This is a genomic window from Roseateles sp. SL47 (assembly GCF_026625885.1).
In the GTDB taxonomy this organism is placed as follows: domain Bacteria; phylum Pseudomonadota; class Gammaproteobacteria; order Burkholderiales; family Burkholderiaceae_C; genus Roseateles.
The window spans coordinates 3505817-3527295 of record NZ_CP113068.1 but is presented as its reverse complement, the minus strand read 5'-3'; the positions used below and the strand labels follow the sequence as shown (position 1 = coordinate 3527295).

General features: G+C 65.0%; 20 protein-coding genes and 1 pseudogene. 5 read left to right on the top strand and 16 right to left on the bottom strand.

Features of this window, described 5'->3' with window-relative positions:
* Positions 1–14 precede the first annotated feature (14 nt).
* The 4 genes from OU995_RS15585 to OU995_RS15570 form a co-directional block, all read right to left on the bottom strand.
* Positions 15–314 carry a hypothetical protein gene (locus tag OU995_RS15585; protein ID WP_267830942.1) on the bottom strand — a complete coding sequence of 100 codons (300 nt, stop codon included), beginning with the start codon at positions 312–314 and terminating at the stop codon, positions 15–17.
* Positions 315–403: 89 nt separating this feature from the next.
* A complete protein-coding gene (locus tag OU995_RS15580; RefSeq protein WP_267830941.1) occupies positions 404–2800 on the bottom strand; it encodes a TonB-dependent siderophore receptor in 2397 nt (798 codons plus the stop codon).
* 386 nt (positions 2801–3186) lie between these two features.
* Positions 3187–4185, bottom strand: coding sequence for a FecR family protein (locus OU995_RS15575; RefSeq protein ID WP_267830940.1), 999 nt, complete (start codon positions 4183–4185; stop codon positions 3187–3189).
* Positions 4186–4218: 33 nt separating this feature from the next.
* The gene (locus tag OU995_RS15570) at positions 4219–4737 is read right to left on the bottom strand and encodes a sigma-70 family RNA polymerase sigma factor (protein WP_267830939.1); all 519 of its coding nucleotides are present in this window, start codon (positions 4735–4737) and stop codon (positions 4219–4221) included.
* Between the two features lie 98 nt (positions 4738–4835).
* Here OU995_RS15570 and OU995_RS27585 point away from each other — a divergent pair.
* A pseudogene (locus OU995_RS27585) lies at positions 4836–5096 on the top strand (hypothetical protein); the annotation flags it as partial.
* Positions 5097–5324: 228 nt separating this feature from the next.
* On the opposite strand, the gene OU995_RS15565 reads toward OU995_RS27585, so the two are convergent.
* The 8 genes from OU995_RS15565 to OU995_RS15530 form a co-directional block, all read right to left on the bottom strand.
* Positions 5325–6632, bottom strand: coding sequence for a hypothetical protein (locus tag OU995_RS15565; protein ID WP_267830938.1), 1308 nt, complete (start codon positions 6630–6632; stop codon positions 5325–5327).
* 91 nt (positions 6633–6723) lie between these two features.
* Positions 6724–7728, bottom strand: a complete 1005-nt coding sequence (locus OU995_RS15560; protein ID WP_267830937.1) for an iron-containing redox enzyme family protein — start codon at positions 7726–7728, stop codon at positions 6724–6726.
* Entirely contained in the window at positions 7725–8486 is a 762-nt protein-coding gene (locus OU995_RS15555; protein WP_267830936.1) for an iron-containing redox enzyme family protein, read from the bottom strand. Before OU995_RS15555 ends, OU995_RS15560 begins: the two co-directional genes overlap by 4 nt.
* Entirely contained in the window at positions 8483–10201 is a 1719-nt protein-coding gene (locus tag OU995_RS15550; RefSeq protein WP_267830935.1) for a thiamine pyrophosphate-binding protein, read from the bottom strand. Before OU995_RS15550 ends, OU995_RS15555 begins: the two co-directional genes overlap by 4 nt.
* A 51-nt stretch (positions 10202–10252) precedes the next feature.
* Complete coding sequence (locus OU995_RS15545) at positions 10253–10447, bottom strand: hypothetical protein (protein ID WP_267830934.1); 195 nt, start codon at positions 10445–10447, stop codon at positions 10253–10255.
* Positions 10448–10953: 506 nt separating this feature from the next.
* On the bottom strand, positions 10954–11733 hold the full coding sequence (locus OU995_RS15540; RefSeq protein ID WP_267830933.1) for a hypothetical protein: 780 nt from the start codon (positions 11731–11733) through the stop codon (positions 10954–10956).
* A gap of 91 nt (positions 11734–11824) precedes the next feature.
* Positions 11825–12595: a hypothetical protein gene (locus tag OU995_RS15535; RefSeq protein WP_267830932.1), complete on the bottom strand. Its 771-nt coding sequence runs from the start codon at positions 12593–12595 to the stop codon at positions 11825–11827.
* 242 nt (positions 12596–12837) lie between these two features.
* A complete protein-coding gene (locus tag OU995_RS15530; RefSeq protein ID WP_267830931.1) occupies positions 12838–13134 on the bottom strand; it encodes a CrpP-related protein in 297 nt (98 codons plus the stop codon).
* A 264-nt stretch (positions 13135–13398) separates the two neighbouring features.
* Between OU995_RS15530 and OU995_RS15525 the strand changes: the two genes are divergently transcribed.
* The gene (locus OU995_RS15525) at positions 13399–14529 is read left to right on the top strand and encodes a sensor histidine kinase (protein ID WP_267830930.1); all 1131 of its coding nucleotides are present in this window, start codon (positions 13399–13401) and stop codon (positions 14527–14529) included.
* Here OU995_RS15525 and OU995_RS15520 read toward each other — a convergent pair.
* Positions 14526–15683, bottom strand: coding sequence for an alpha/beta hydrolase family esterase (locus tag OU995_RS15520; protein ID WP_267830929.1), 1158 nt, complete (start codon positions 15681–15683; stop codon positions 14526–14528). The genes OU995_RS15525 and OU995_RS15520 overlap by 4 nt on opposite strands.
* Before the next feature lie 653 nt (positions 15684–16336).
* Here OU995_RS15520 and OU995_RS15515 point away from each other — a divergent pair.
* Entirely contained in the window at positions 16337–16945 is a 609-nt protein-coding gene (locus tag OU995_RS15515; protein ID WP_267830928.1) for a hemerythrin domain-containing protein, read from the top strand.
* Between the two features lie 95 nt (positions 16946–17040).
* Here OU995_RS15515 and OU995_RS15510 read toward each other — a convergent pair whose 3' ends face one another.
* Both OU995_RS15510 and OU995_RS15505 read right to left on the bottom strand, forming a co-directional pair.
* On the bottom strand, positions 17041–17490 hold the full coding sequence (locus OU995_RS15510) for a universal stress protein (protein ID WP_267830927.1): 450 nt from the start codon (positions 17488–17490) through the stop codon (positions 17041–17043).
* A gap of 29 nt (positions 17491–17519) precedes the next feature.
* A complete protein-coding gene (locus OU995_RS15505) occupies positions 17520–17666 on the bottom strand; it encodes a hypothetical protein (RefSeq protein ID WP_267830926.1) in 147 nt (48 codons plus the stop codon).
* Positions 17667–18044: 378 nt separating this feature from the next.
* Here OU995_RS15505 and OU995_RS15500 point away from each other — a divergent pair, with 378 nt between their 5' ends.
* A complete protein-coding gene (locus OU995_RS15500) occupies positions 18045–19223 on the top strand; it encodes a glycosyltransferase family 2 protein (RefSeq protein WP_267830925.1) in 1179 nt (392 codons plus the stop codon).
* Here the strand turns inward: OU995_RS15500 and OU995_RS15495 are convergent.
* Positions 19212–19838, bottom strand: a complete 627-nt coding sequence (locus OU995_RS15495) for a hypothetical protein (protein WP_267830924.1) — start codon at positions 19836–19838, stop codon at positions 19212–19214. The two genes, OU995_RS15500 and OU995_RS15495, sit on opposite strands and share 12 nt — an antisense overlap.
* A 377-nt stretch (positions 19839–20215) precedes the next feature.
* On the opposite strand from OU995_RS15495, the gene OU995_RS15490 reads away from it, so the two are divergent.
* Positions 20216–21472, top strand: a complete 1257-nt coding sequence (locus OU995_RS15490; RefSeq protein WP_420714733.1) for an MFS transporter — start codon at positions 20216–20218, stop codon at positions 21470–21472.
* The last annotated feature ends 7 nt before the right edge of the window (positions 21473–21479 follow it).

The following is a 21479-nucleotide window of genomic DNA, read 5'->3' as shown; positions in this document are numbered from 1 at the left end:
GCAGCCGCCTTTCTTCAGCGTGTCTGGTAGTAATCGTTCACGTAGGGCATGGGCAGCCATCGATAGCCCTTGCCATCCGCCTGCAGATGCCCCACACCCGGGAAACTCACGTGGTCGCCCGCCACCCAATAGCCGTTTTTCGCCGCATCAGCAAAGGCACGTTGGTGTGCTGCCGCAGCGGCCTTTGGATCGACGTCGAACAGGATCGTGATGTCCGGTCGAGGGAACTGCACCTCAGCCACATGAAGCAGGTCGCCCCAGAACACCAGCCGCTCGCCCTTGCTTTCCAGGACATAGAACCTGTGGCCCGGCATGTGTCCCGACACGGGTTGGGAACTGATCGGCCCACGGCGGGCGCATCGGACTGAGCAGCCGCACAGTCCGATGTGCTGAGTGAGCAAGCTCAGAACTTGTACGTGGCGTTCAAGTTGAAGGCCCGCCCGGCGCCCCAGGTGTAGGTGCTGTACCAGCTGAAGATGGTGTAGTACTTCTTATCGAGCAGGTTGCTGACATTCAGGTTGACCGAGAGGTTCTTGTCGATCTGGTAGCCGGCCATGGCATCAAACAACCAGTAGCCGGAGACGGTGTGTTTGACGGTGCCTAGTGTTGGATGGCTGACGTTGTCCCATGTTTTGTCTTGCCAGCGCGCACCACCACCAAGGGTCAGACCAGGCAGGACGTTGGGCTTGTAGGCGGTACTCAGGGTGAACTGGTTTTCCGGGGTCAGTGTCACAACCTTTTCCCCTTGCTGGCGGGAAATCTTGTGGCTGAAGCCCGCGTGGATCTGCCATTGCGGCATCAATTCGCCGGACACCTCCATTTCGAAACCCTTGGTGCGCACACCATTCATGGATTCATAGGCGGTGTCGCCACCGGGGGTCAAGCTGCTGGTGGGATTGGCATAGTTGTCCTGCTCCAGCATGAAGACAGAGGCACTGGCGTTCAGGCGGCTGTTGAAGAAGCTGCCCTTGATGCCGACCTCGTAGTTGAGACCTTCGAGCGGATCTAGCGTTTTGCCGTTGACATCTTGCAGGCTCTGCGGCTTGTAGATGCTGGTATAGCTGGCGTAGAGGGAATACTGCTTGTTCAGGTCATAAATGCTGCCGAGGTAGGGAACGATGACGCCGGATTTATCGGTCGTTTCGTTTTTGTAGTTCTGCACGCGGCTGCCGGCGATCAGTTTGAGGTCGTCGCGCAGATTGAGACGGGCCGTGGCGTAGAGCCCACTCTCACGGGTGACTTCCCGGTTGGTGTACTTGTTGCTGGCCGGCAGGTTGTCCCAGTCCGGCTCGGCAAGGTTGCCGTTCCAGCCGAAATAATCAGTCACGCTGGTGCCATTGGTCCAATAGCCCTGATTGGTCCAGGTGCGCTCCGACAGGCTGCCCCCCAGCACCAGTTCGTGTTTGCGCCCGAGCAGCTCAAACGGTCCGCTGGCATACACGTCGAGGGCATCCGCCACCGTCTTGCCGACGTACTTGCCTTCCCAGGTGGATACGCCGCTGCCGTCGGCAGGATTGGGGTAGCCGCTTGCCGCAGCGCCGAGCGGTGCGTCGTAGCCGTTGATCTGATGGTTGAACTGGGCCTTGAGCAGCCAGTCATTGTCGAAGCTGTGTTCCAGCGTGGCGAAAGCGGTGCGCGTGTATTGCTTCCAACTGCTCCAATTGGCTCCATTGTTAAAGGAGCGCGGCATCTCATTGAAGTTGCCGTTGCTGTCATAGATCGGAATGCCGCCCCAGGTCGAGCGGGTCGGGGTGTTGTCCTGGTAATCGGCGCCGAGGGTGAGCAGGGTTGACATGCTGAGATCGGCCTCGAGCACGGCGTAGAAGGTTGAGGTCTTGCGTTCGTAGCCGTCGAGCTGCGAGTGATTGTCCTGGTAGGCCGCCACGGCACGGCCTCGCAAGCTGCCTGCCGAGTTCAACGCACCGCTGACATCAAGCTGGCTGCGGTAACTATCCCAGGAGCCAGCGCCCAGGCTCACTTCACCCTGAAATTTCTTGGTCGGTTTCTTGCGAATCAGGTTGATCGTCGCACCCGGGTCGCCGCTGCCGGTGAGCAGGCCGGTGGCGCCCTTGAGCACCTCGACGCGGTCATAGATGACCATGTCGGTGAGTGTGTTTCCCGCTGAGTAAGAAGAGTCCCGTTGCATCGGGATGCCGTCGTACTGGAAGTTCTGGATGGCGAAGCCGCGCGCGTAATACTCGGTGCGCTCGCTGTCGTAGGTGACGATGCTGACACCCGGGGTGTGTGCCATCACCGCATCGATTGAGGTCAGGTTGAAGTCGCTCATCTCCTGGCGGGTCACAACACTGATCGCTTGAGGTGTCTCGCGCGGGGTCAGCACCAGTCGGGTCGCGGTGGCGATGGCACCGGCGGTATAGGAGCCGGTGCCCTCGGTGATGTCGCCCAGGCGGTTGGAAGTGACCGTCACGACGGGCAGCACGGTCGTCAGTGTCGGCTCAACACCGGGCGCCGATGCGCGCACGGGTGGCGTTGCCGCCTGCGCCGTCTGGGGCGCGGCCGGCGCAGCGGGCGCAGCCACCAACACAAAGCCGGCCGCGCTGCGATCAATCCGGTAGCCGCTGCCCAGCAGCAGACGGCGGAAGCCCTCATCCACCGTCACCGCAGCGGTCAGCCCGGCGCTGGTCTTGCCCTTGACCTTGTCAGCATCCACTGCCAGCGACACGCCGGCCTGCAGCGCAAAGCGGCTCAGCGCCTCGCCCAGCGGGCCTGCCGGCACCTGGGCCTGCACCAGCGCGGTCGCGCTCTGAGCCTGTGCGCCGGAGGCAAGAAAGCCAGCCATGCCGCCCGCCCAGGCGAGGTGGATCACCAGGGCCAAGGCGAGCGGTCGCGTAGGCGCGGCAGTGTTGCGACTTGGGCGAATAGCGCGCGCAGCGGCGGTACGTGGGAAGTTCGAATTCATGAGCTGAGTTCCTAGGGGTGATTGGGCAGGACATCACCTGCAGCGCCTGCCAGGCAGGCGCGCAGGCTTGAAGCCTTTCACTCCCCTTGACGGACAAGCCGCCGAAACCGGAACCGCTGCGGCGAAAAAAAACCGGCACCTAATGTGCTGTCCCGCAAGTCACTGCCAAAAATGCAATCGATGGATGTCGTGCCGGAGCAAGGCGCGGAACACGCGAAAGACGCGAAAGACGCGGTTTCATTGGCGGGAACCTGTGGGACAGCACACTAGCGCCGGACGTCCACCAGCACCAGCCAGCGTGTTGGCACACGCACCTGCAGCTGCGGAAAGCTGGCGGCCAGCAGTTGCAGGGCGCGATCGGTGTCGTCCAAGGGCAGCACGGCAGTCACGCGCAGGCCCCGTACCGCCGCCTTGTCATAGCGGATCAGGCCGCGACGATTGCGTGCCAGTTCGTCCAGCACCTCGGACAGTGGACGGTCCTGGGCGACCAGCCGCCTGAGTTTGAACGCGTCTTCCACAATGCCTGGGCTGATGGTCGACAGGCGCTCCAGGCCATGAGCGGACAGGCGCACCTGCTGGCCGGCGGACACAACGGCCTCGGCTGGCCTGGTCGGCCCTCCAGGCGTGGCGCTCAGGCTCACGGCCGTGCTCGATTCCAGCATCGTCAGCACCGTGGCATCCCCATCGCGCCGCACGATGAAGCGCGTGCCCAGCGCGCGAATACGGCCCTCGGGCGTGTCGACCACCAGTGGCCGACGGGCGTCTTTGGCCACATCCAGCAAGATCTCGCCGCCACGCATGCTGACGCGACGCAGGTCCGCGCCCCACTGGTAGTCAACGGCGCTGTCGCTCGACAGCGTCAGCATCGTGCCGTCGGCCAGACGCTGGCTGCGCTGTTCTCCCACCGCCGTGTGCAAATCCGCCAACCAGGGGGCTGGCAGGTCGGCAGACAGCCAGGCCACGCCGCCTATTGCCGCCGTCAGCAGCAGCGCCATCGATACCGCCCCTCGTCGGCTGCGACGCTGCGGTGGCAGCACCGCATCCAGCGCCGCACGGGCGGCGCACAACTCGGTCGCGGGACCTGCCAGGCGCCTCGTCTGTTCGACAAAGTGTTCCATGTCCGCCGCGACGGCGGCATGACGGGGATCGGCGCGCTTCCAGGCATCAAAGCCGCGGCGGGCTGCCTCGCGCTCCTCGTCGGCATCGGCGCTCAGGCGCACGATCCACTCGGCCGCCTCCTCCGCCACAGCCAGGTCGCCGCGCATGTCATGCACCTTGCGGTCCACCTACCGACTGCCTCAGCCGCGGCCCAAGCCGCGGCATTGCAGCAGCACCTGGGCCAGGTACTTCTGCACCATACGCGTGGACACCCCCAGTTCGGCGGCCGTGGCGGCATGCGTCTCGCCGTCAAGATAGTGCCGCACGAACGCGGTCCTGGCCTTGCTGGAGACCGACTCCAGCGCCGCACTGAGCTGCATCAGCGCCTGCACGGCAGCAACGATCTGCTCGGGCGAAGGAAAGCCGTCCTGCTCGCGGCCAAGCGCGGCCAACTCCGCCAGATAGGCCTGTTCGATGCGCCGATGCCGGATGTCGTCCACCATCAAGCGCTTGGCCGTCGTCGTCAGCCAGGCACGCGGCTGCTGGACACCGAACAGCGCATCGCGTGCGATCAGCACACGCATAAAGGTGTTGTGCGCCACATCCGCCGCCTGCTGCGGGCAGCCCAGGCGCTTGCTCAGCCAGGCGTGCAGCCAGCCATGGTGATCGCTGTACCAGACATGGAGCTGCTCACGCAGCGCTAACTCGGCGGTTGGCAACAGGGGACTCCGCAGAATACCCAAGCAGCGCTCGGGATCAGATTTTGTTGCGAATAATTCTCAATGCATTCTAGAGGACAAGGAGCCCAACGGGCAATATGCGGCTGGACACGCTCAGCAACCGCCTCGCTCCGGGCCTGCAGGCCAAGGGCGCCCAGGCCGCTGACGTCGGCTGGTTCAGCGTGGCTGACCTGTTGCAGGGCCCGCAACTCGCCTTTGACCATGGCCAGACCCTGCAGGCGGCGGTGGAACGGCTGCGCAGCAAGGTGGACTACACGTCGCGCCCCGCGTTCCTGATGCCAGAGCCTTTCACCCTGCCGCAGTTGCAGCGCACCGATGAGGGGGGGCTGGGTCGCCCCGTGGACAAAGGCAGCTTCCGCACCCGCATGCTGGCGGCGGACTTTCCGGAAGATTTCCGGAAGATTTACGGCACCAGTGGGGCAGATCAGAAGCGACTCCCATCGACCTCCGATGGGGTATCGCCTCAAGGACCGGTCAGCGCCGGTGATCTTCCTGCGGACGTTCAGCCTGCGGCAAGGAGCATGAGCCAGTGCGGGCCTGCCCCCCTGGGCCGAGGCCAAGCCGGCTCAGCACGGCCAATCCCACGGCGACGTCACCACACCAGCCCCGCTTCCAGCACTGAAGCGGTGAACGAGCTGTTCCCACCCAAGCCGGGTGAGTGCCCAGGTGGTTGCCGTCATCTGAGCGGCAGCGCGCCGGGTCGCCGCATCCACGGTCCCCAAATGAGCGGCGATCCGCCGCGCCATCCAGGCGTGATCCAGGGTGACATCCGCTTCGACATGGGCGGCAAAAGCCGGGTCCCGGAGCCCCGCTCGCGCCAGCACGGCCGGCAGCGGTTTACGCTCTCCTGGAAGCCCCTCGGCCAGCGGCAGGGACGTGAGCCACACCACCGGATGCAGCGTCGCAGCATGCGCCATCACACGGTGGAACACAGCAAATGCAGGCAGGGGCACGTTGGCCCGTACCTGGGAGGCCCGCAGGCCAAGTTGCAGGCAAGCCGCCAGCTCATAGTCTTCGTGCCCCATCTCCTCCTGCAGATAGCGCCAGATCAAGGCTCGAAGCCCCGGCGCTGCACTGCGGCCCAGCACGGGCAGCACGCTTTCCACATACTTCAGCGAGACGTAGTACTGCTGCAAATGAATGCCCCGCGCAATCTGGCGCGCTGCGCGTGCCGACTGCCCCGCCGCCAGCACTGGAGCGTCCGGGACCGACGCATTCCAGTCGCGCAGCATCTGTTCGGCGTCCCGCATCACCTCCAACGCACAGACCCGTGCGGCGCTCCGTATCGTCGGCAGCGGCGGGAGCGCCATCGGCGCAGTTTCCGCCTTCAAGGACCAGAACACCTGGCTCGCCACCGCAATCTCCAGCTCACGGGCATCCTCCATCCAGCCGCCCCCCTGCGCAGGCCAGCGTGTACCCGCCGCGCCGAACAGCCGCGCAATCACCAACGCCTGCCAGGTGGATTCGCGCTCCCCTTGCACCCGCAAGGCCCGGACCAGAACATCCTCCACACCCAAGGCTTGCCCGTAGCGGCCCAAGGGCTCTGCCGGATCTCTCATGCCGCCAAGAAGCCTGCGTTTCATCGCACGACGTGTGCCCTCGTCCACGCCGTTGAGGGCCTGCCGACCGCGTTCGACCAGAGCGTCCAGGCTGGTCCGCCAGGCTTGATCCAGGTCCTGGGCCACCGGTTCCGCCTCACCAATCCACCCCAGGGCGTCCAGTTCGTCCAGGATGACCGCCAGGGGGGATCCGTTTCTCGCGTCGTTCAGCGCAGGCCACTGTCCGCGCTGAAGCGCTCGAAGGTCGGCCAGGGCAGCGTCACGAGGGCCAACGACGTCCAATGTGAGCTTGCGCTGTCCGCGCTGAAGCTTCACTGCGCCATCCCCTGTCGGCCGCACCTGGTCTGCGAGCAGCCGAGGCCGGCGGTACCGAGAAAAGACGCCGGCCGTCATGCTTCGCGCCGCATCATTCCGAGGGGATCTGACCCAGCGCCAAGTCCAGCCGGCGCAAGTGCTCCATCGCCACGGAGGCATCGGAGAGCGCCGCGACCGCCCGCTCGCGTCCGACCGGGCAGAAGTGCCGCACCAGCAGTGCTGCGATGTCATCGTGCCGGCCGGCATCATTCATGCTGGCATGCCGGAGCACCGGCCCCAGAAACGCCTCCGGCAGACCGACGCGGCGGCAGTTGTCCGCATAGAGCGCATGAAACGCGGGGTTGGAGCGCTCATAAATGTAGAGCAGAGACGCCAGCGCCAAAGGATCTGTCGTGGCACGAACCCCCAGTTGCGCAAGCAACGCAAAGGTCGGCGGCAGCATGGCCGCCGGGCGCACCGCATCGGCATTCAATCCCACCGCATCGAGGCTTTGCGCCAGCAGGCGGTCGTGGCGCCACTCTTCATGCAGAAACTCGGACACCTCGGCTCGCAGCGCCGGCTCCGCCACCCAGTTCAGCAGCGGCGCCACCAGTCCAGGGCCATGGCGCACGATATGCAGATATTCAATGGCATACCGCACCAACTGCGCCCGTTGCGCCGTGCCTTGCGCCAACTGCCAGGTGAATCCTTCACTCCGCACGCCATCACCAGCACTCTGAGCGGCAGACGGCGAAGGTGTCGCGTCACCATGGTCTCCCTCCGCAAGGCGATACAAGGCGCGCAGGAAGGTGTCCGCTTCCACCAGGTCGGTGCGAACCTCGAAGGCTGCACCCTCCGTGATGTAGCCAAAGCGGTCCAATTGGTCGATGACGGCATGGGCGTTCTCGCTGAAATCCCCGAAGGCCGTGCACACCTCTGCGGGGTCCACGCCTTGGGCCAGCGTCGACAGCAACTGTCTCAGCGGCGCTCTGGCCGCCTCGTTGCTGTCGATCTGGCAGCTGCTTCCACGCAGCCGGACGGTGAAGCCCTGCAGATTCTCATCAATCGCCACGCCGGCGCGCAGGCGTGGACGCTGCAGAAATGTTTCAGCGGTCATGCCAGCACCTCCAGCTGCCGAAGAAACCCCGGCAGGGGTCGCTCACCGTCATCCATGGCGGCATAGTGGTGCCAGATGCCGGTATAGAAATCGTCGTAGAGGGCCACAAACAGCGGCAACAGCTCCCGCAGGCGCGCCTGTTCTGCAGCAGTCACCACCTCGATGGCCCCAAATACTTCGCGCGAGAGTTCGCCATGCCGGCCGACCGCATTGATGCGCGCATGGGCCATCATCGGGTCGACAAACCCCTTGGACAATTGACGCCGTCGCGCCGCGCCCACGAATGCATCTTCCGCCACTTCGCGGCCCTCAAGAATGCCCAGGGTCGCGGCAAAGAACAGCGGCTCGAAACGCGACCAGTACGCCAGCCCGTCGATCAGCGCCCAGGTGGTCGGCAGCGGGATGCTGTGACGCACCTCGTCCTCCGTCAGCCCCAGCGCCGCCAGTGAGCTCAGCAGCAGCTTGTCGTGCCCCAGCTCCTCGGCATAGAAACGGTTGAGTGTGGTTCTCACGGCATGGTTGCCAGAGAACGCCAGCACCGGCCCGTCAAAGAGAGGCTCGCGCGCCAGGATATGAAAGTTCTCCAGGCACATTCCGAAATACACCGGTCGGGGAACGGTCTCGGGCGATTCCCGAATGGCCGTCCAGAAACGGTTGCATTGCACCGATGTCTCCATCAGCGCATCCATCACCTCCTCGAAGCCGAGGATGAACTCGCGGCCGGAACGGGCCTTCAATGGAGCGTCGGCAGGGGTCATGGTCTTGAGGTGTGTCGGGCTGAACGGGGTCGGACGGTTTCAACCGCCGAAGGACCTCGGCGGTAAGCCAGCGGGTCACCGCCGTAGGCTGCTGCCACGTGCTTGCCGGAAATGGTTTCTGCCGGTCGGCGGAAGGCGGGGTCCAGGATCACGTCCACCACAGCGGGCACCCCGCTTCGGAATGCGCGCGCCAGCGCGGGTTGCAGGTCGCGAAGCCGCGTCACGCGTTCGCCATGGCCGCCCAGCGATTGGGCCAGCAGGTCGTAGCGCACGTTGGCACCGAGGTACTGCGCCCGGGGGTCATGCCCGCCAAACATGTCCTCATGGAAGGTCCGCATCTCCCCCCACGCGCGGTCATTGCCAATGACCACCACAAAGGGGAGCTTCTGGCGGACGGCCGAATCCAGCTCCATGGCATTGAAGCCAAACGCCCCATCGCCGGAAATCACCGCCACCTGGCGATCAGGCTGCGCCAGCCGGGCGGCCATGGCAAAGGCCGGGCCAATGCCCAGGCAGCCGAACGGCCCGGGGTCCATCCAGCTGCCGGGACGCTCACTGCGGTGATACGCCGCGAACAGGGCCACGATGTCACCGCCGTCGCCAATGACAGTGGCGTCGGGATCAAGAAAGTCGGACACCACCCGCACCATGTCGCGCGGGTCAATCGGTTCGTCGCGCCCACTCCCCTCCCAGGGCTTGGGCAACTCGGCCTGCACCGCCAGTGCGTGGCGCACCGAGAATGCGGAGGTTTGGCCCAGCAGTGCCTCCGAGAAGGTCCGACAATCCGCGCAGACCGCCAATGACACGGGTCGATTGCGAGCCAGGCGGGACGCATCGGCATCCACCTGCACCACACGCCCCCCGTGCGCCGCAATGCCCTGGCCAAAACCCAGGCGGAAGTCGAAGTCCACCCCAAGGCAGATCACCAGGTCGGCCTGCGCCAGTGCCTGGGCACGTCCACGAAACCTGACCATGGGATGACGGGCCGGCAACAGGCCCCGGCCCATGCCGTTCATGAAAACGGGCAGCCGTGCTGCGTCGGCCAACGCCGCCAGCGCTTCGCCGCAACCGGCCATGTAGGCCCCGGAGCCTGCGACCAGCACGGGGGACTGTGCCTCGGCCAGCCAGCGGGCCACCCTGCGCACGTCCGCCGGATCCGGATGCGCGGCGGACACTGGTGTGGCCGGCACGCTGCAGTCTTCCGGCGCCACGCGCGCCAGCAGCGTCTCAATGGGGAAATCCACCATGGCCGGCCCCATGCGCGGGGCTCGGGCCGCAGTAAACGCCTGGCTCATCACCGCCGTGATGCGATCCACAGCAAAGGCGGTCTGGGCGAATTTCGTGATCGGGCGGGCCAATTCCACCTGCGGCGCATCCTGCAGATTGCCGGCGCCGTCCGTGGCGAGAGGATTTCGCCCCGCCAGCAGCACCATCGGGCTCTGGCTGTAATGCGCGTTGGCCAGCCCCGTCAGGGCGCAGGTGAAGCCGGGGCCGGCGGTGACCACCGCGACGGCGGGCCGACGCCGCAGACGCGCATAAGCATCCGCCGCATGGGCTGCGGACTGCTCATGGCGGAAGTCAATGAGTCCGATGTCCTGGTAGAAGGCGCCATCAAAGATGGGCGAGACATGGCCGCCGGTCAGCACAAACAGCCGGTCGATGCCCTCGGCTCTGAGCTGCTGGGCCACCAGGTCGCCACCATGCAGCCAAGGCAAAGCTTCTCCATTCCACCGCTGCCCGGTGGGGTGTCCAGCCATGAAGCGCCGTCAGAGGTGGACGGCCACCAGCACTGATTTGCCGGACGGTTGGTTGATCTTGATGTGGTACTTCTGGCCACCGGTGAGGCCGGTGGTGATTTCCAGATCGGGTTTGGTGGTCGCAGCGGTGCGCTTGCCGCTCTTGACCAGCTTGACTTCCACGGGATCCTTGGCCGCTGCGGCCTTCTTTGGAGGTGTTGCCATCGTGTCCATCCATTCTCGAACTTCGGTTGCTGCCGAGACTTGCGTTCGGTGCCTGAATCCCGATGAGTGGCCGGCTTGTATTGTGTCTGTCGCTGGAAACCGGTTTCACTCGTCGCTGATTGAAGCGCACGCCCTGTCGCGGCACAAGCCCCTGAGTCGGGCAGCGCGTCATACAACTTGATGAGGCGCGTCAGTCGGGGCTGCTGACGGCCATCTCGAACGCGTCGGTGGCCACACGCTTGTCTTCCTGCACATCAAAGGTGATGCCCTTGAGATGGACCACACGCAGCCCATGTCATTGAACATCCCCCCTCAACCAACCAATCAAAAACACCTGGAAGGCGCCCCTCCCATTCAATTGGCACCATTGCATTCATTCGGATGAATGGATGGCGATTCATCTGGATCATTCCCATGCCCAGATCTGCCCCCCACACACGGACACGCACACGGATACGGATACGGATACGGACACGGCGCCTCGGACAGGCGACAGCAGGCGGCGCTTATTTGTGGGCGCGCAGCTCCGCCGCATGCTTCATGACCTGCCCCAGGGACTTTGCCCCCGGCGCATAAGCCCCCATGGCCGCACCAACCGCCATCAGAAACACAGCGGTGGCCACAAACGCCCACACCGTGCGACGAAAGGCACTGGCCAGCCAGTGCTGAGCGCCCTGCCCGTTCAATCGACGGAACAGCACCACCGACAGCGCACCGTCCACCATCACCTCGGCAAACAGCACTGGCGCAATGTAGACCACGTAGAGGGAAGCCAATGCAATGCCAATGGCCAGCACAATGGCCAGCAGCGGGATGGCCAGTTCGTCGGCGTCGGAGGCGGCGCCCACCGTGTCCTTGACCGCCCCCAGCGACGAGCCCGCGTCGTCGATGGCAACGCGGGGGCCATCAAACGAAGCCGAAGCTCCCCCGCCGCCGAAATCCCCACCGCCACCGCTGTCAAAGCCGGACAGGCCATCGGAGCGCCGCGGCGTCGGCACCAGGTCCAGCAAGTCCGGTGCATCCACGTAATCGCGGGAATTGGTCCGAAGCCAGAGGCCAATGAGAAACAGGAAAAACAGATACGCACAGGCCAGCGCCAGCGGGTAGCGCAGGGCCATCGAATCCACGCCGCACAGCAGTAGCAGGAAGGACGACAGCAGCCCGAATCCGCCGGTGAGCCCCACCAGCAACAGCATCTGAATCCGGGGGAAGGAGTCTCGGTCCAGGCGGTCTTTGACGCGTTGGATGGCGAGGGCACGACGGCGGGCGTTTTTGGAAAAGTGCACAGTGTTCTTGTGGCTCGTCTAGGGTCGAGGTCAGCAGGGGCCACCCTGCCCAAGCCAGTCTATCCGAGGCGAAACGACCGGCACCAGACACTCAGGGCAGGAAGTCCAGCTTCGGCAGCGATTCCCGGGAATATTCGTACCCACCCGTCAGCGGTATAACCCGGCGATGCTTCAGATCGAAGCGTTTGCTGGATGGCAGGAGATAGCGCTTGAGCAGCCTGGGCGCCGAACCGTCGCGGACAGCGGCCAGCAGGCCTTGCTGGAGAAGGTCGGCCAGCGCCCGGTCCCGCACATGGACATGCAGATAGTGCGGCGCCGGGTACTTGAGCAGGAAACCGTCCATCACCACCACGCCCGGAGGCGCGGCATCCAGTTCAAACAGCACTTCGATGAGATTCCTGCAGAACAGATCCACGCGGTCAATGCTCATCATCCTGAAAATGGAATCGATGCGCTGAACTTCGATCACCTTCAGGCCATTGGCCCGCATCACCGGTGTGTCGGCCCAGCCCAGGGCATGCGCAAAGCTGAACGGTTTGAGGTCATCGACCGTTTTCACCTCGGCAAGAGCCCCTCGCAGCGCGGCACGTCCAAAACAGATCCGGTAGTCCGAGGCGCCAAGAAACGTCGGCAGATTGATCTTGACGAGCGCTTCATCGTCCACCTGTCCAGCGATGTTCAGCACAAATCCGGCCAGCTGCCCGTTCTTCAGTGTGGAAATGGCCCGAGTCTTGGTCATCGGATCGGTGGTGACCATGGTGGTCTTCGAACCCGGCGGCAGGGCCTTGCTGAGGGCCAGGGCGATCAGGTCACGGACATAGGCCTCGCTGAGATCGTGCGGGCCGCTGGCGTGCACCGTCACTTGAAGTTCCAACGCCCGTCCACAACACGGCCACCCCATGGCCAGCAAGATGCTCAACAAAAGCAGCTTGACCACACCCATTTGCTCCTCTCATCGCGGAGTTCTGGCGGCCTCTGGATGCTGGTCCAGACACCGGGCGCAAGTGTTACCGCGCCTTCACCGACTCCCTTTTTTGGATCCCGCCTGGAGCATACCTCGGTGGCGGGTGTGGGCCGCACGCCCGCGGCCCGGGTCAGATCCGTTCAGTGTTCATCCTTGGCACTTCGAAACTCGCCGCCCTCGCCGGTCTTGTCGTCCACCTTGATCTGGGCTTCATGGCCACTGTTCCAGGCGTTCTTGCGCTCTTGCCAGAGGCCATCGGTTTCACCGGTGGTGGCGGGCTGATTGGACCGGTCGTCCATGGGGTTCTCGGCGGAGCCGTCGCCGCGTGCGGCGGCTTTGGCCCCCTGACGCTGCAATTCAGCGCGTTCGGCAGGCGCAAGGCCTCGCGCGCGATCGGCTAGGCGGTGGCTGGGGCGGGCTTTGAGGGTGGGTTTCATTGACCGCTCCAACGTTGAGGAGCCTCATTAGGCACGCAAAGCCCCAGGGAAGCAAACGATGGAGGACGAGGACGCGATTGAAAAGAAAAGGCGCAGCGTACGCGCGGGCACAGGCATTACGTGCTTCAATGATCTAAACGGACTCGCGCGGCTTGTCTATCCCCCGTTTCTCCTCGCTTGAAGCGCCGCCCACAGGCGTGATGCCGCTGTGCCCTCTCGGCAGCCCCAAACGGACGCCTTCAACTCCTCACGTGGGACGGACCTATGCGCGGCTTTCTGCTCAACAATCGCGACGAACTGATTCAGCGCTGCAAGGACAAGGTGGCCTTGCGGCCCTCCCGTGGCGCCACGCGTGAGCAACTCAATCACGGCATTCCGCTCTTCCTGGACCAGTTGGCCCGCACGCTGGCAGCCGAAGAAGACGGTGACGGCCCCGGCGGCATGATGATCTCCGGCCCGGCCGGCGGCGATGCTTCAGCGCTGTCCGAGATGGGGCTCTCCGCTGCGAAACACGGCCACGAACTGCTCGGCTTGGGCTATACGGTCGATCAGGTGGTGCACGACTATGGCGACCTTTGCCAGGCCATCACTGACCTCGCCGTTGAACGCGACGCCCCCTTCAGTGTGGAGGAGTTCCGCACGCTCAACCGCTGCCTGGACAACGCCATTGCGGACGCCGTGTCGGAATTCGCCGCTCAGCGGGACAAACAGGTGGCGCGGCGCCAGGCGCAGGAAGAAAACCAACGGCTGGGCATGCTGGCGCATGAGCTGCGCAACTATCTGCACACCGCGACCCTGGCGTTCTCCGCACTGGAATCCGGCAAGTTGCCGGTCTCCGGCTCAACGGCGGCCGTGCTCAAACGCAGCCTCGATGCGCTCGGCAGATTGATTGATGAAGCTCTGGCGTCAGTGCGAGAAACTGCGCGGTCGACGCTGCACCCTCGACAGTTCTCCCTCGCGGACTTCTTGGCGGATGCGGGCCTGGTGGCGGAGCTCTATGCCTTGGATACCGGTTGCACGCTGACGATTTCGGAGGTCGATGAAGGCATCGCCCTTCACGGCAACCGCGAGTTGTTGCTCGCCGCGCTGGGGAACCTGCTGCAGAACGCCTTCAAGTTCACCCAGCCCGGCACCAGCATCACGCTGAATGCCCATACCGATGGCGACTGGACGATGATCGATGTGGGAGACCATTGCGGCGGACTCGGCGCCGGTGCAGCGAACCGCCTGTTCGAGCCGTTCCAGCAGGGGTTCAACGACGAACGGGGTCTGGGCCTGGGGCTGTCCATCGCCAAACGCAGCGTGGAAGCGGATGGCGGGGAGTTATCGGTGCAAGACCTGCCTGGGGTGGGCTGCATTTTCACGATGGCAATGCCGCTCCACCGGCTGGCTTAGGCCGGAGACCGATCCACCGGGCGATCGGCTGCCAGGGGATGCGCGGAGAAGAAGCAAATCATCTGACCGGCCGCATCCGGACCTTGCCAGTCGGCATGCGAGCCCGCCTGGTCACCGCCCGACCAGGCATGCCCGGCCCCTTCCACCAGCCACAGCTCGGCCTGCGACTGCCCGTTGGCATCGAAGTAGCTGCGGCGGGTGTAGGGGCGCCCGCCCTCGCGGCCGTTTTCAATACGCTCGCTGCCAGCCACGCCCGCCACGGCGTCCACATACACACGTTCACCGTTGAGCGGATGCACCGTCATGTCGCGCGTGCCATGGAACACGATGGTTGGTACCGCGCGGACGGGCTTGACGCCGGGGTGGATCTCACGCGCGCCAGGGCCGCTGCGCATGCGGGCCAAGGCTTCGGTGGCGTTGGCGGCCACGGCGAAGGGAAGCCCGGAATGCACACCCACGGCGGCAAACAACTCCGGGTAGACCTGCCCCATCACGGTCGCCATCGCGCCGCCGGCGGATAGCCCCGCCACATGCACCTGCCGGGCATCCACGGCATGGGTCTCCATCACATGACGCGTCAAGGCCGCCAACAAGGCAGGCTCACCGCGCCCTCGCTGCTGGTGGCTGGACTTGAACCAACTCCAGCAGCACTGTGGATTCATGGCGGCCGACTGTTCCGGATACAGCACCAGCCAGCCGTGGCGGCGCGCCACTTCATTCATCCGCGTGCCGGCAGCAAAGTCGTCGGGGTCCTGCTTGCAACCGTGCAGCATCAGCAGCAGCGGGCGCGGCTCGGCGGCGTCACCCGGTGGTACATACAGCTTGTAGTTGATCGAGATGCTGGCGCGGGTGAAGGTGGCAGCCAGAAACCGGCCCTCACGAGTGTCCTCACGAGCGTCCTCACGCACATCCGCTGCGGGACCCGGACGGGGGGCCTCCCCGGGCCGCGTCTTCACCGTCGTCTCGATGCCCTCCTGCGTGTCGTTGATCACACGGGCCTCGACATCGATCACATCGCCGTCCTGGTCGTCGGCAGCTGCGTGCGTCACACCGGACAAAGCCTGCTGAATGGTGCGAGTTGCCCCCGCCAAGTCCGCACGACGCGTCTGCAAGGCGGCACGCGCCATCATTCGTTGAAAGTCTGGATTGATCATGGTGGTTTCGTTGTTCCAAGGAGTCGCCGGTGGGCTCCGCAGCCACTGAGCATGCGCTGATTCGGGATGTACCGCAAGGCGCAGCAGAACGGGTGTTGGTAGCGCAGCGACATGATCTTGAGGCCATGCCCATGAGGGCGTGATGACAAGCGACGCCACCGTGCTGGCATACGACGCCCCTGACGCGCCATGCCCGCATCGCCCCCGCCGCAGACGCCCCTGCCAGGAGCGACTTTTCCCTATGGAGCCCCACCCAGGATGGGGGTCGCGGCGAGGGTGTGGGCCCACACCACGCTCCCCCCACGCCTCCCCCACGCGGTACTACGCCGCCCCCCGCAGTCGGGAAGTTCTCTCTACGGTTCCTTGATTTCGGTGGCAATTACCGGTGGCTCCGGGTGGTTCCAGCAACGATGGATCCGGTCGTACTGCCAGTCCGCGATCGCGCGTAGAGCGGCCTCCCCGGCGCCATGCCGAGCGGTCGCGTCTTTACACGCCCTCAGTCCGCAGCGGCCCCGTTCTTGCATGGACCCAGGGATCCCGGCTTCCCGGGACTCCTGGACCGCCCGCCCCGAGCGCTTGCGTGGTCCCCTTCACCCTCCCCCTTCATCACCCGCCAGGTGCGCCTCACTGGGCCACCCAGCCAAGGAAACGCCATGTCCACATCCCCTGCCAAGGGCGCCGCAAAAACGGCCGCCAGCAAGACTTCAAAGACTGCCACCATCACCAAAAGCTCCACGGCGGCCGCCGAGCGCAAAGCCAGCGCATCAGCGTCGGACACCGGCAAGCCCATCGATGCCATCCAGTGGCTGACCGACGACCACAAGGAAGTGCAGGCGCTCTTCAAGGACTATCAGAAGCTGGTGGACCACGACGGGGACGACGACCTGCGGCAGCAACTGGCGCAGGAGATCTGCGCCCAGCTCACCATTCACGCCACCATCGAGGAAGAAATCTTCTACCCCGCCGCACGTGACGCCATGGAGGAGCAGGAGGGCGAAGACCTGCTGGACGAGGCAGAGGTCGAGCATGCCAGCGCCAAGCAACTGATCGCCCAGATTGCAGAAGGCTCCGCATCCGATGCTCTCTACGACGCCAAAGTGAAGGTGCTGGGCGAGTACATCGCCCACCACGTCAAGGAAGAAGAGAAGGAGCTGTTCCCACAGGTCCGCAAGACCGACCTCGACCTGGACGCGCTCGGCACTGAACTCAGCGAACGCAAGGAAGCGCTGCTGGCGGAGCTTGAAGAAGAGGCCGCTTCCTGATGATCCTGATCCAACGGCGCGGCCAGTCGCCTGGGGCCCACGGGCGCATGCAGGTGACGGCGCACCGCTGAGGTCGCCCTGTCGGGATCAGCCTCCTAATCGGACGCTGACCCTCGGACGAACATCACAGGCACGGTGCTGTTTTGCAGCACCCATTCCGCATCACGCCCCAGCAGCACCTGTCCGCGCCGCTTGCGTCGGCCATGCGTGCCCAGCACGATCAAACCGCACGCTTGCGCCACCGCTTCGGCGGTAATGACGGCGGCGGTGTTGGAGTCGATCGTCTCTCTCAGCTGATAGGACACGGCAATGCCCCGGTCCTGCACGGCCACTGCGGCCGTCGCCAGCAAATCATTCCCATAGTCCCGAAGCCGACTGCGGTGCTCTTCGAAATCTCGCGCAGATTGCAGAAAGAGCGGCTCCGCGTCGATGACATGGAGCAGAACAATCCGCACGTTCATCGCTTCCGCCATGTCCTGGGCAATGGCAAGACCGGCTTCAGAGGCCGGGCTGCCATCGATGGGGACGAGGATGGAGTCATGCATGGGAAACTCCTGATAGGCCCCCGAGGCCGCTACCGGCGTCCCACACGGGGACGCCGCGCAGGCGCTGCGGGGGGCGTTGCAGCGGGCGAGGCGATGGACGCGGGAGACAGCTCTGCGGAGGGCTTCTCCTGCTTCGGCTTCTTCAATTCCTTGTTGCCGTGTTGACGCTTGGTCATGGGGATTCCGATGTTGGAGGTGGAAGGTGGCGCACTCACGCGGTGTTCCCGTCGCCGGGACGCGTTCTGCCTTGATCGATTCAGGGTGCGCCGATTCCTGCGGCGTGTCGGTGCGGCATCACACGTAACTGCACGCTCGATGGAAGGGCCTGCCGATGGTGACGAAGGACCTCGCACGACAGAAGCAGCTGCTCTACCAAGTGTTCTGCGGTGCTCAGAAAGGAATATGCGCACCCGCTCAGCCCGGCTCTCCCTTGAACGGGATGCAGGGGTGGCGCTTGTCACACCTTGCGCAACATTTATCAAAGCGCTCACAAAATACTGATAAAAATGCACAGGATTTGAAGACACTCATGGGCGTAACTCCGTACGTTATCCATGTTCACCGCTGCGCCCCTCTCACGCTCCCTGGTGTCCCCCGCAGCTTTGCGGGTGTCAAGCGAGGCGCGGCCTTCCGGTCCCCTGCAGCGGGACGCTCTGGGGGCGTATTCCAGCAGCGCCGTCGGCGGTGGGGACGTCGGTGCGAACCCTGCGGCGCCTCAGCCGCGCACTGGTCAGCCTTGGCTGTCCATCCTGATCCCGGTCTACAACGTCAGCCGCTATCTGCGGGAATGCCTCGTCTCCGCCGCCTCGCAATGTGACGAGGGTATCGAAATCCTGATGCTGGACGACTGCTCAACCGACGGGTCCGGGGACCTGATGCGCACGCTGGAACAGGAGTTCGCTTCCCCCAGCGTCCGCATCGTCAATATCTTCCATACCGAGAATCAGGGCATATCCGTCGTTCGCAATGCACTGCTGGATGCCGCTCGGGGTGACTACATCTGGTTCCTGGACTCCGACGACTGCCTCGTGCCGGGTTCGGTCCAGCAGCTCCGAGAGGTGATTCAGCGCCAGGCGCCTTCGCTCGTGCTGTGTGACTTCTCGGTGTGGCGGGAACGGCCGCGCCTCAAGCACCGCCTGCGAGGTGAACGCCACCGCCGCACCTTTGCAGGGCCGGCACGCCGGATGTTTTCCGACCCGGCTCTGGTCATCCGCGGGCTGTTCCAGGCGGGGCATTTGCACTGCTGGTCCAAGATCGCCAAGCGCAGCGTCTGGGCCGGGTTGCGCTTCCCAGCCGGGCGCTATTTCGAGGACGTATCTCTGGCCGCGCCGTTGGCCCTGCGCGCTGACACCATCTGGTATGAGCCGCAGGTGTGGGTGGCGTACCGCCAGCGTGAGGGCTCCATTCTGGCCACGCCTTCTCTCGTCAAGGCTGAGCATCTGGCGGAGTCGCTGCTGACGCTGCCGGCGCTGGTGGCGGGTCAACAGCTGGACGAAGCGGCACGCTTCGCCTGGAGCCATTTCACGGCCTGCAACTTCATCGGCACCGCGCGTACAGCCCGAGCTGCGCTGCCGGATGATCAATACGGCAGCAAGGTGGCCTGCTTCAAGGCCTCCTTTGAACGCTCCTGCCCCATGCGTCTGCCGGAGTTGTATGCCGCGTATGTGCGCCGGGGGTGGTTGATCCGCGCGCTACGCCTGCGCTACTGGCTTCAGCAGGCTTCAACGGCCTGAGGTCTTCCTCGCAGCCGTGGGAGCGCCTTGCCGCTGCCACCGGGCACGCAGCCAGCTGGCCACCTGGCCGAGCGGTTTGCCGGACGGGGCCGCTGCATCGTTGAGATCATCCAGCGCCTGCGGAATGCCGCCGCGATCGAGGAACAACAGGTCCGTCAGGCTGGTGTCCTCCCGGGTGTCTCTCTGGCGCACTCTCAAGAGCAGGTAGCGCTCCGCACCGTGATTGAACACGAGCGTCGCGGCGATGCCGATGCATTGCGGGAAGTCCTGGCCGTCGTCTGTCTCCACCAGTGGCACAACACGCTTGCGGTCTGGCACCAGCAGGCCGCAGGAGGGCGCGGACGACCCCGGCAGGATGTAGAAGCGCACTGGGGGCGCATCCACAGGCCAGTTCGCGGGAGCGGGGCCGGTGAAGCCCGACTCAAAGCGCAGCGTAGTGGCATCCCGGGCTGTGGCGGCTGTGGCGGCTGTGGCTGTGGCTGTGGCTGTGGATGCCGCAGATACAGCAGATGGCGCCCACATCAACGATGCAAGCGCCAGCAAGGCCGCTGCGGATGCTGGCGCCGCAATACCAGCCAGGACACGTGAACGGCGCAGGGGCATCAACAAGATCATGGCCGGATCATAAGTAGGTGATTGGCCGCCGACAGCAGATGTGCAGGTTCGTCAGGCTGGCGCGCCACTTGGGCTTGGGCTCGGGCTCGGGCTCGGGCTCGGGCTCGGGCTCCGTTTTACCGTGCATTCATGACCCAGGTTGATAAGCCCATGCGCGCCCGGCCCCCTAGTCTTCCCGCGTTCGCCCCCCTACCCTAACGGTCATCACTGCAGCGCCCCCGCATCGGTCGCTGCCCCGTTCACAGCGCAGCACGCCGCAGGCCAGGCTCGCCCCTGTCCGCATCCGGCGCCGCTCGCATTCCGGACCTCACCATGACTCTCAGCCAGATCGCCGGCTCTGCCGGCGCCCTTGGCGCGCCCCTTCCTTTCAGCGCCCCATGAATCCCGCTACCCCATCCACCCCATCCACCGATGCCCTCAGCGCGCACCACGTGATCGCCACGGCCTCCCGCACCGACGTCCAACCCGCCTGGGGCGCTGTTTATGCCATGTCGCTCTGCGTCTTTGCATTGATCGCCTCCGAGTTCATGCCCGTCAGCCTTTTGACGCCGATGGCGGCAGACCTGCAGATCACCGAAGGCATGGCCGGCCAGGGCATTGCCATCTCCGGCGCCTTCGCTGTGCTCACCAGTCTGTGCGTTGCTTCGGTGGCCGCGCATATGAATCGCAAGACGCTGCTGCTGGGGCTGACCGCACTGATGGCCCTGTCGGGGGCGGTGGTGGCGCTGGCGTCCAGCTTCTTTCTCTACATGGTCGGACGCGCCTTCATCGGGGTCGTGATCGGCGGATTCTGGTCACTGTCCGCCGCCACTGCGATGCGGCTGGTGCCCGCCCATCAGGTGCCCCGCGCGCTGGCCATCTTCAACGGCGGGAATGCATTGGCCACAGTGATTGCGGCCCCCTTGGGCAGCCATCTTGCCTCCGTGGCGGGCTGGCGCGGCGCCTTCTTCTGTCTGGTTCCCGTGGCCGCCGTGGCCCTGGCCTGGCTGTGGGTCAGCCTGCCAGATCTGCCACCGCCTGCCGCCACCGCAGGTACCACACACAGCGCCAGTGCGCTGCAGCTGCTGAAGCGCCGTCCCGTCGCCTGGGGCATGGCGGCCTGCAGCGCCTTCTTCATGGGGCAGTTTGCGCTGTTCACTTATGTGCGCCCCTTCCTTGAAACCATCACCCACCTCAACGTCTCCACGCTCTCACTGACCTTGCTCGCCATCGGCCTCTCCGGCGTGGTGGGCACGGCGCTGATCGGCAAGGTGCTCCAGCGCGGTCTCTACCGCACGCTTACCGCCATCCCGGTGCTGATGGCCTTGATCGCACTGGCCCTCATTCCGGCCGGCCCCTTCGCGGCCTTCGTCATGGGACTGCTGGCGCTCTGGGGCCTGCTGGCCACGGCGGCGCCGGTGGGCTGGTGGAGCTGGGTCGCCAGCGCCATGCCAGACAGCGCAGAGGCCGGTGGTGGGCTGATGGTGGCCGTGGTGCAGTTGGCGATTGCCTTGGGCTCCACGCTGGGCGGGTTGCTGTTCGATGCCAGCGGCTACCGCAGCACCTTCCTGGCCAGCGCGCTGATGCTGCTGCTGGCAGCGGCCCTCGCTGCCATCTGCGCCGGGGCTCAGGACACCTCCTCCGCGAGCGCCTAGGGCCTTT

What these genes read in the sequence shown, in the direction of transcription:
- OU995_RS15510 (WP_267830927.1), bottom strand. Translation starts at nt 17,490, where the DNA reads ATGCATGACTCCATCCTCGTCCCCATCGATGGCAGCCCGGCCTCTGAA.
- OU995_RS15580 (WP_267830941.1), bottom strand. Translation starts at nt 2,800, where the DNA reads ATGGCTGGCTTTCTTGCCTCCGGCGCACAGGCTCAGAGCGCGACCGCG.
- OU995_RS15585 (WP_267830942.1), bottom strand. Translation starts at nt 314, where the DNA reads ATGCCGGGCCACAGGTTCTATGTCCTGGAAAGCAAGGGCGAGCGGCTG.
- OU995_RS15520 (WP_267830929.1), bottom strand. Translation starts at nt 15,683, where the DNA reads ATGATCAATCCAGACTTTCAACGAATGATGGCGCGTGCCGCCTTGCAG.
- OU995_RS15560 (WP_267830937.1), bottom strand. Translation starts at nt 7,728, where the DNA reads ATGACCGCTGAAACATTTCTGCAGCGTCCACGCCTGCGCGCCGGCGTG.
- OU995_RS15515 (WP_267830928.1), top strand. Translation starts at nt 16,337, where the DNA reads ATGTCCACATCCCCTGCCAAGGGCGCCGCAAAAACGGCCGCCAGCAAG.
- OU995_RS15490 (WP_420714733.1), top strand. Translation starts at nt 20,216, where the DNA reads ATGAATCCCGCTACCCCATCCACCCCATCCACCGATGCCCTCAGCGCG.
- OU995_RS15555 (WP_267830936.1), bottom strand. Translation starts at nt 8,486, where the DNA reads ATGACCCCTGCCGACGCTCCATTGAAGGCCCGTTCCGGCCGCGAGTTC.
- OU995_RS15545 (WP_267830934.1), bottom strand. Translation starts at nt 10,447, where the DNA reads ATGGCAACACCTCCAAAGAAGGCCGCAGCGGCCAAGGATCCCGTGGAA.
- OU995_RS15525 (WP_267830930.1), top strand. Translation starts at nt 13,399, where the DNA reads ATGCGCGGCTTTCTGCTCAACAATCGCGACGAACTGATTCAGCGCTGC.
- OU995_RS15530 (WP_267830931.1), bottom strand. Translation starts at nt 13,134, where the DNA reads ATGAAACCCACCCTCAAAGCCCGCCCCAGCCACCGCCTAGCCGATCGC.
- OU995_RS15500 (WP_267830925.1), top strand. Translation starts at nt 18,045, where the DNA reads ATGTTCACCGCTGCGCCCCTCTCACGCTCCCTGGTGTCCCCCGCAGCT.
- OU995_RS15575 (WP_267830940.1), bottom strand. Translation starts at nt 4,185, where the DNA reads ATGCGCGGCGACCTGGCTGTGGCGGAGGAGGCGGCCGAGTGGATCGTG.
- OU995_RS15505 (WP_267830926.1), bottom strand. Translation starts at nt 17,666, where the DNA reads ATGACCAAGCGTCAACACGGCAACAAGGAATTGAAGAAGCCGAAGCAG.
- OU995_RS15495 (WP_267830924.1), bottom strand. Translation starts at nt 19,838, where the DNA reads ATGATCTTGTTGATGCCCCTGCGCCGTTCACGTGTCCTGGCTGGTATT.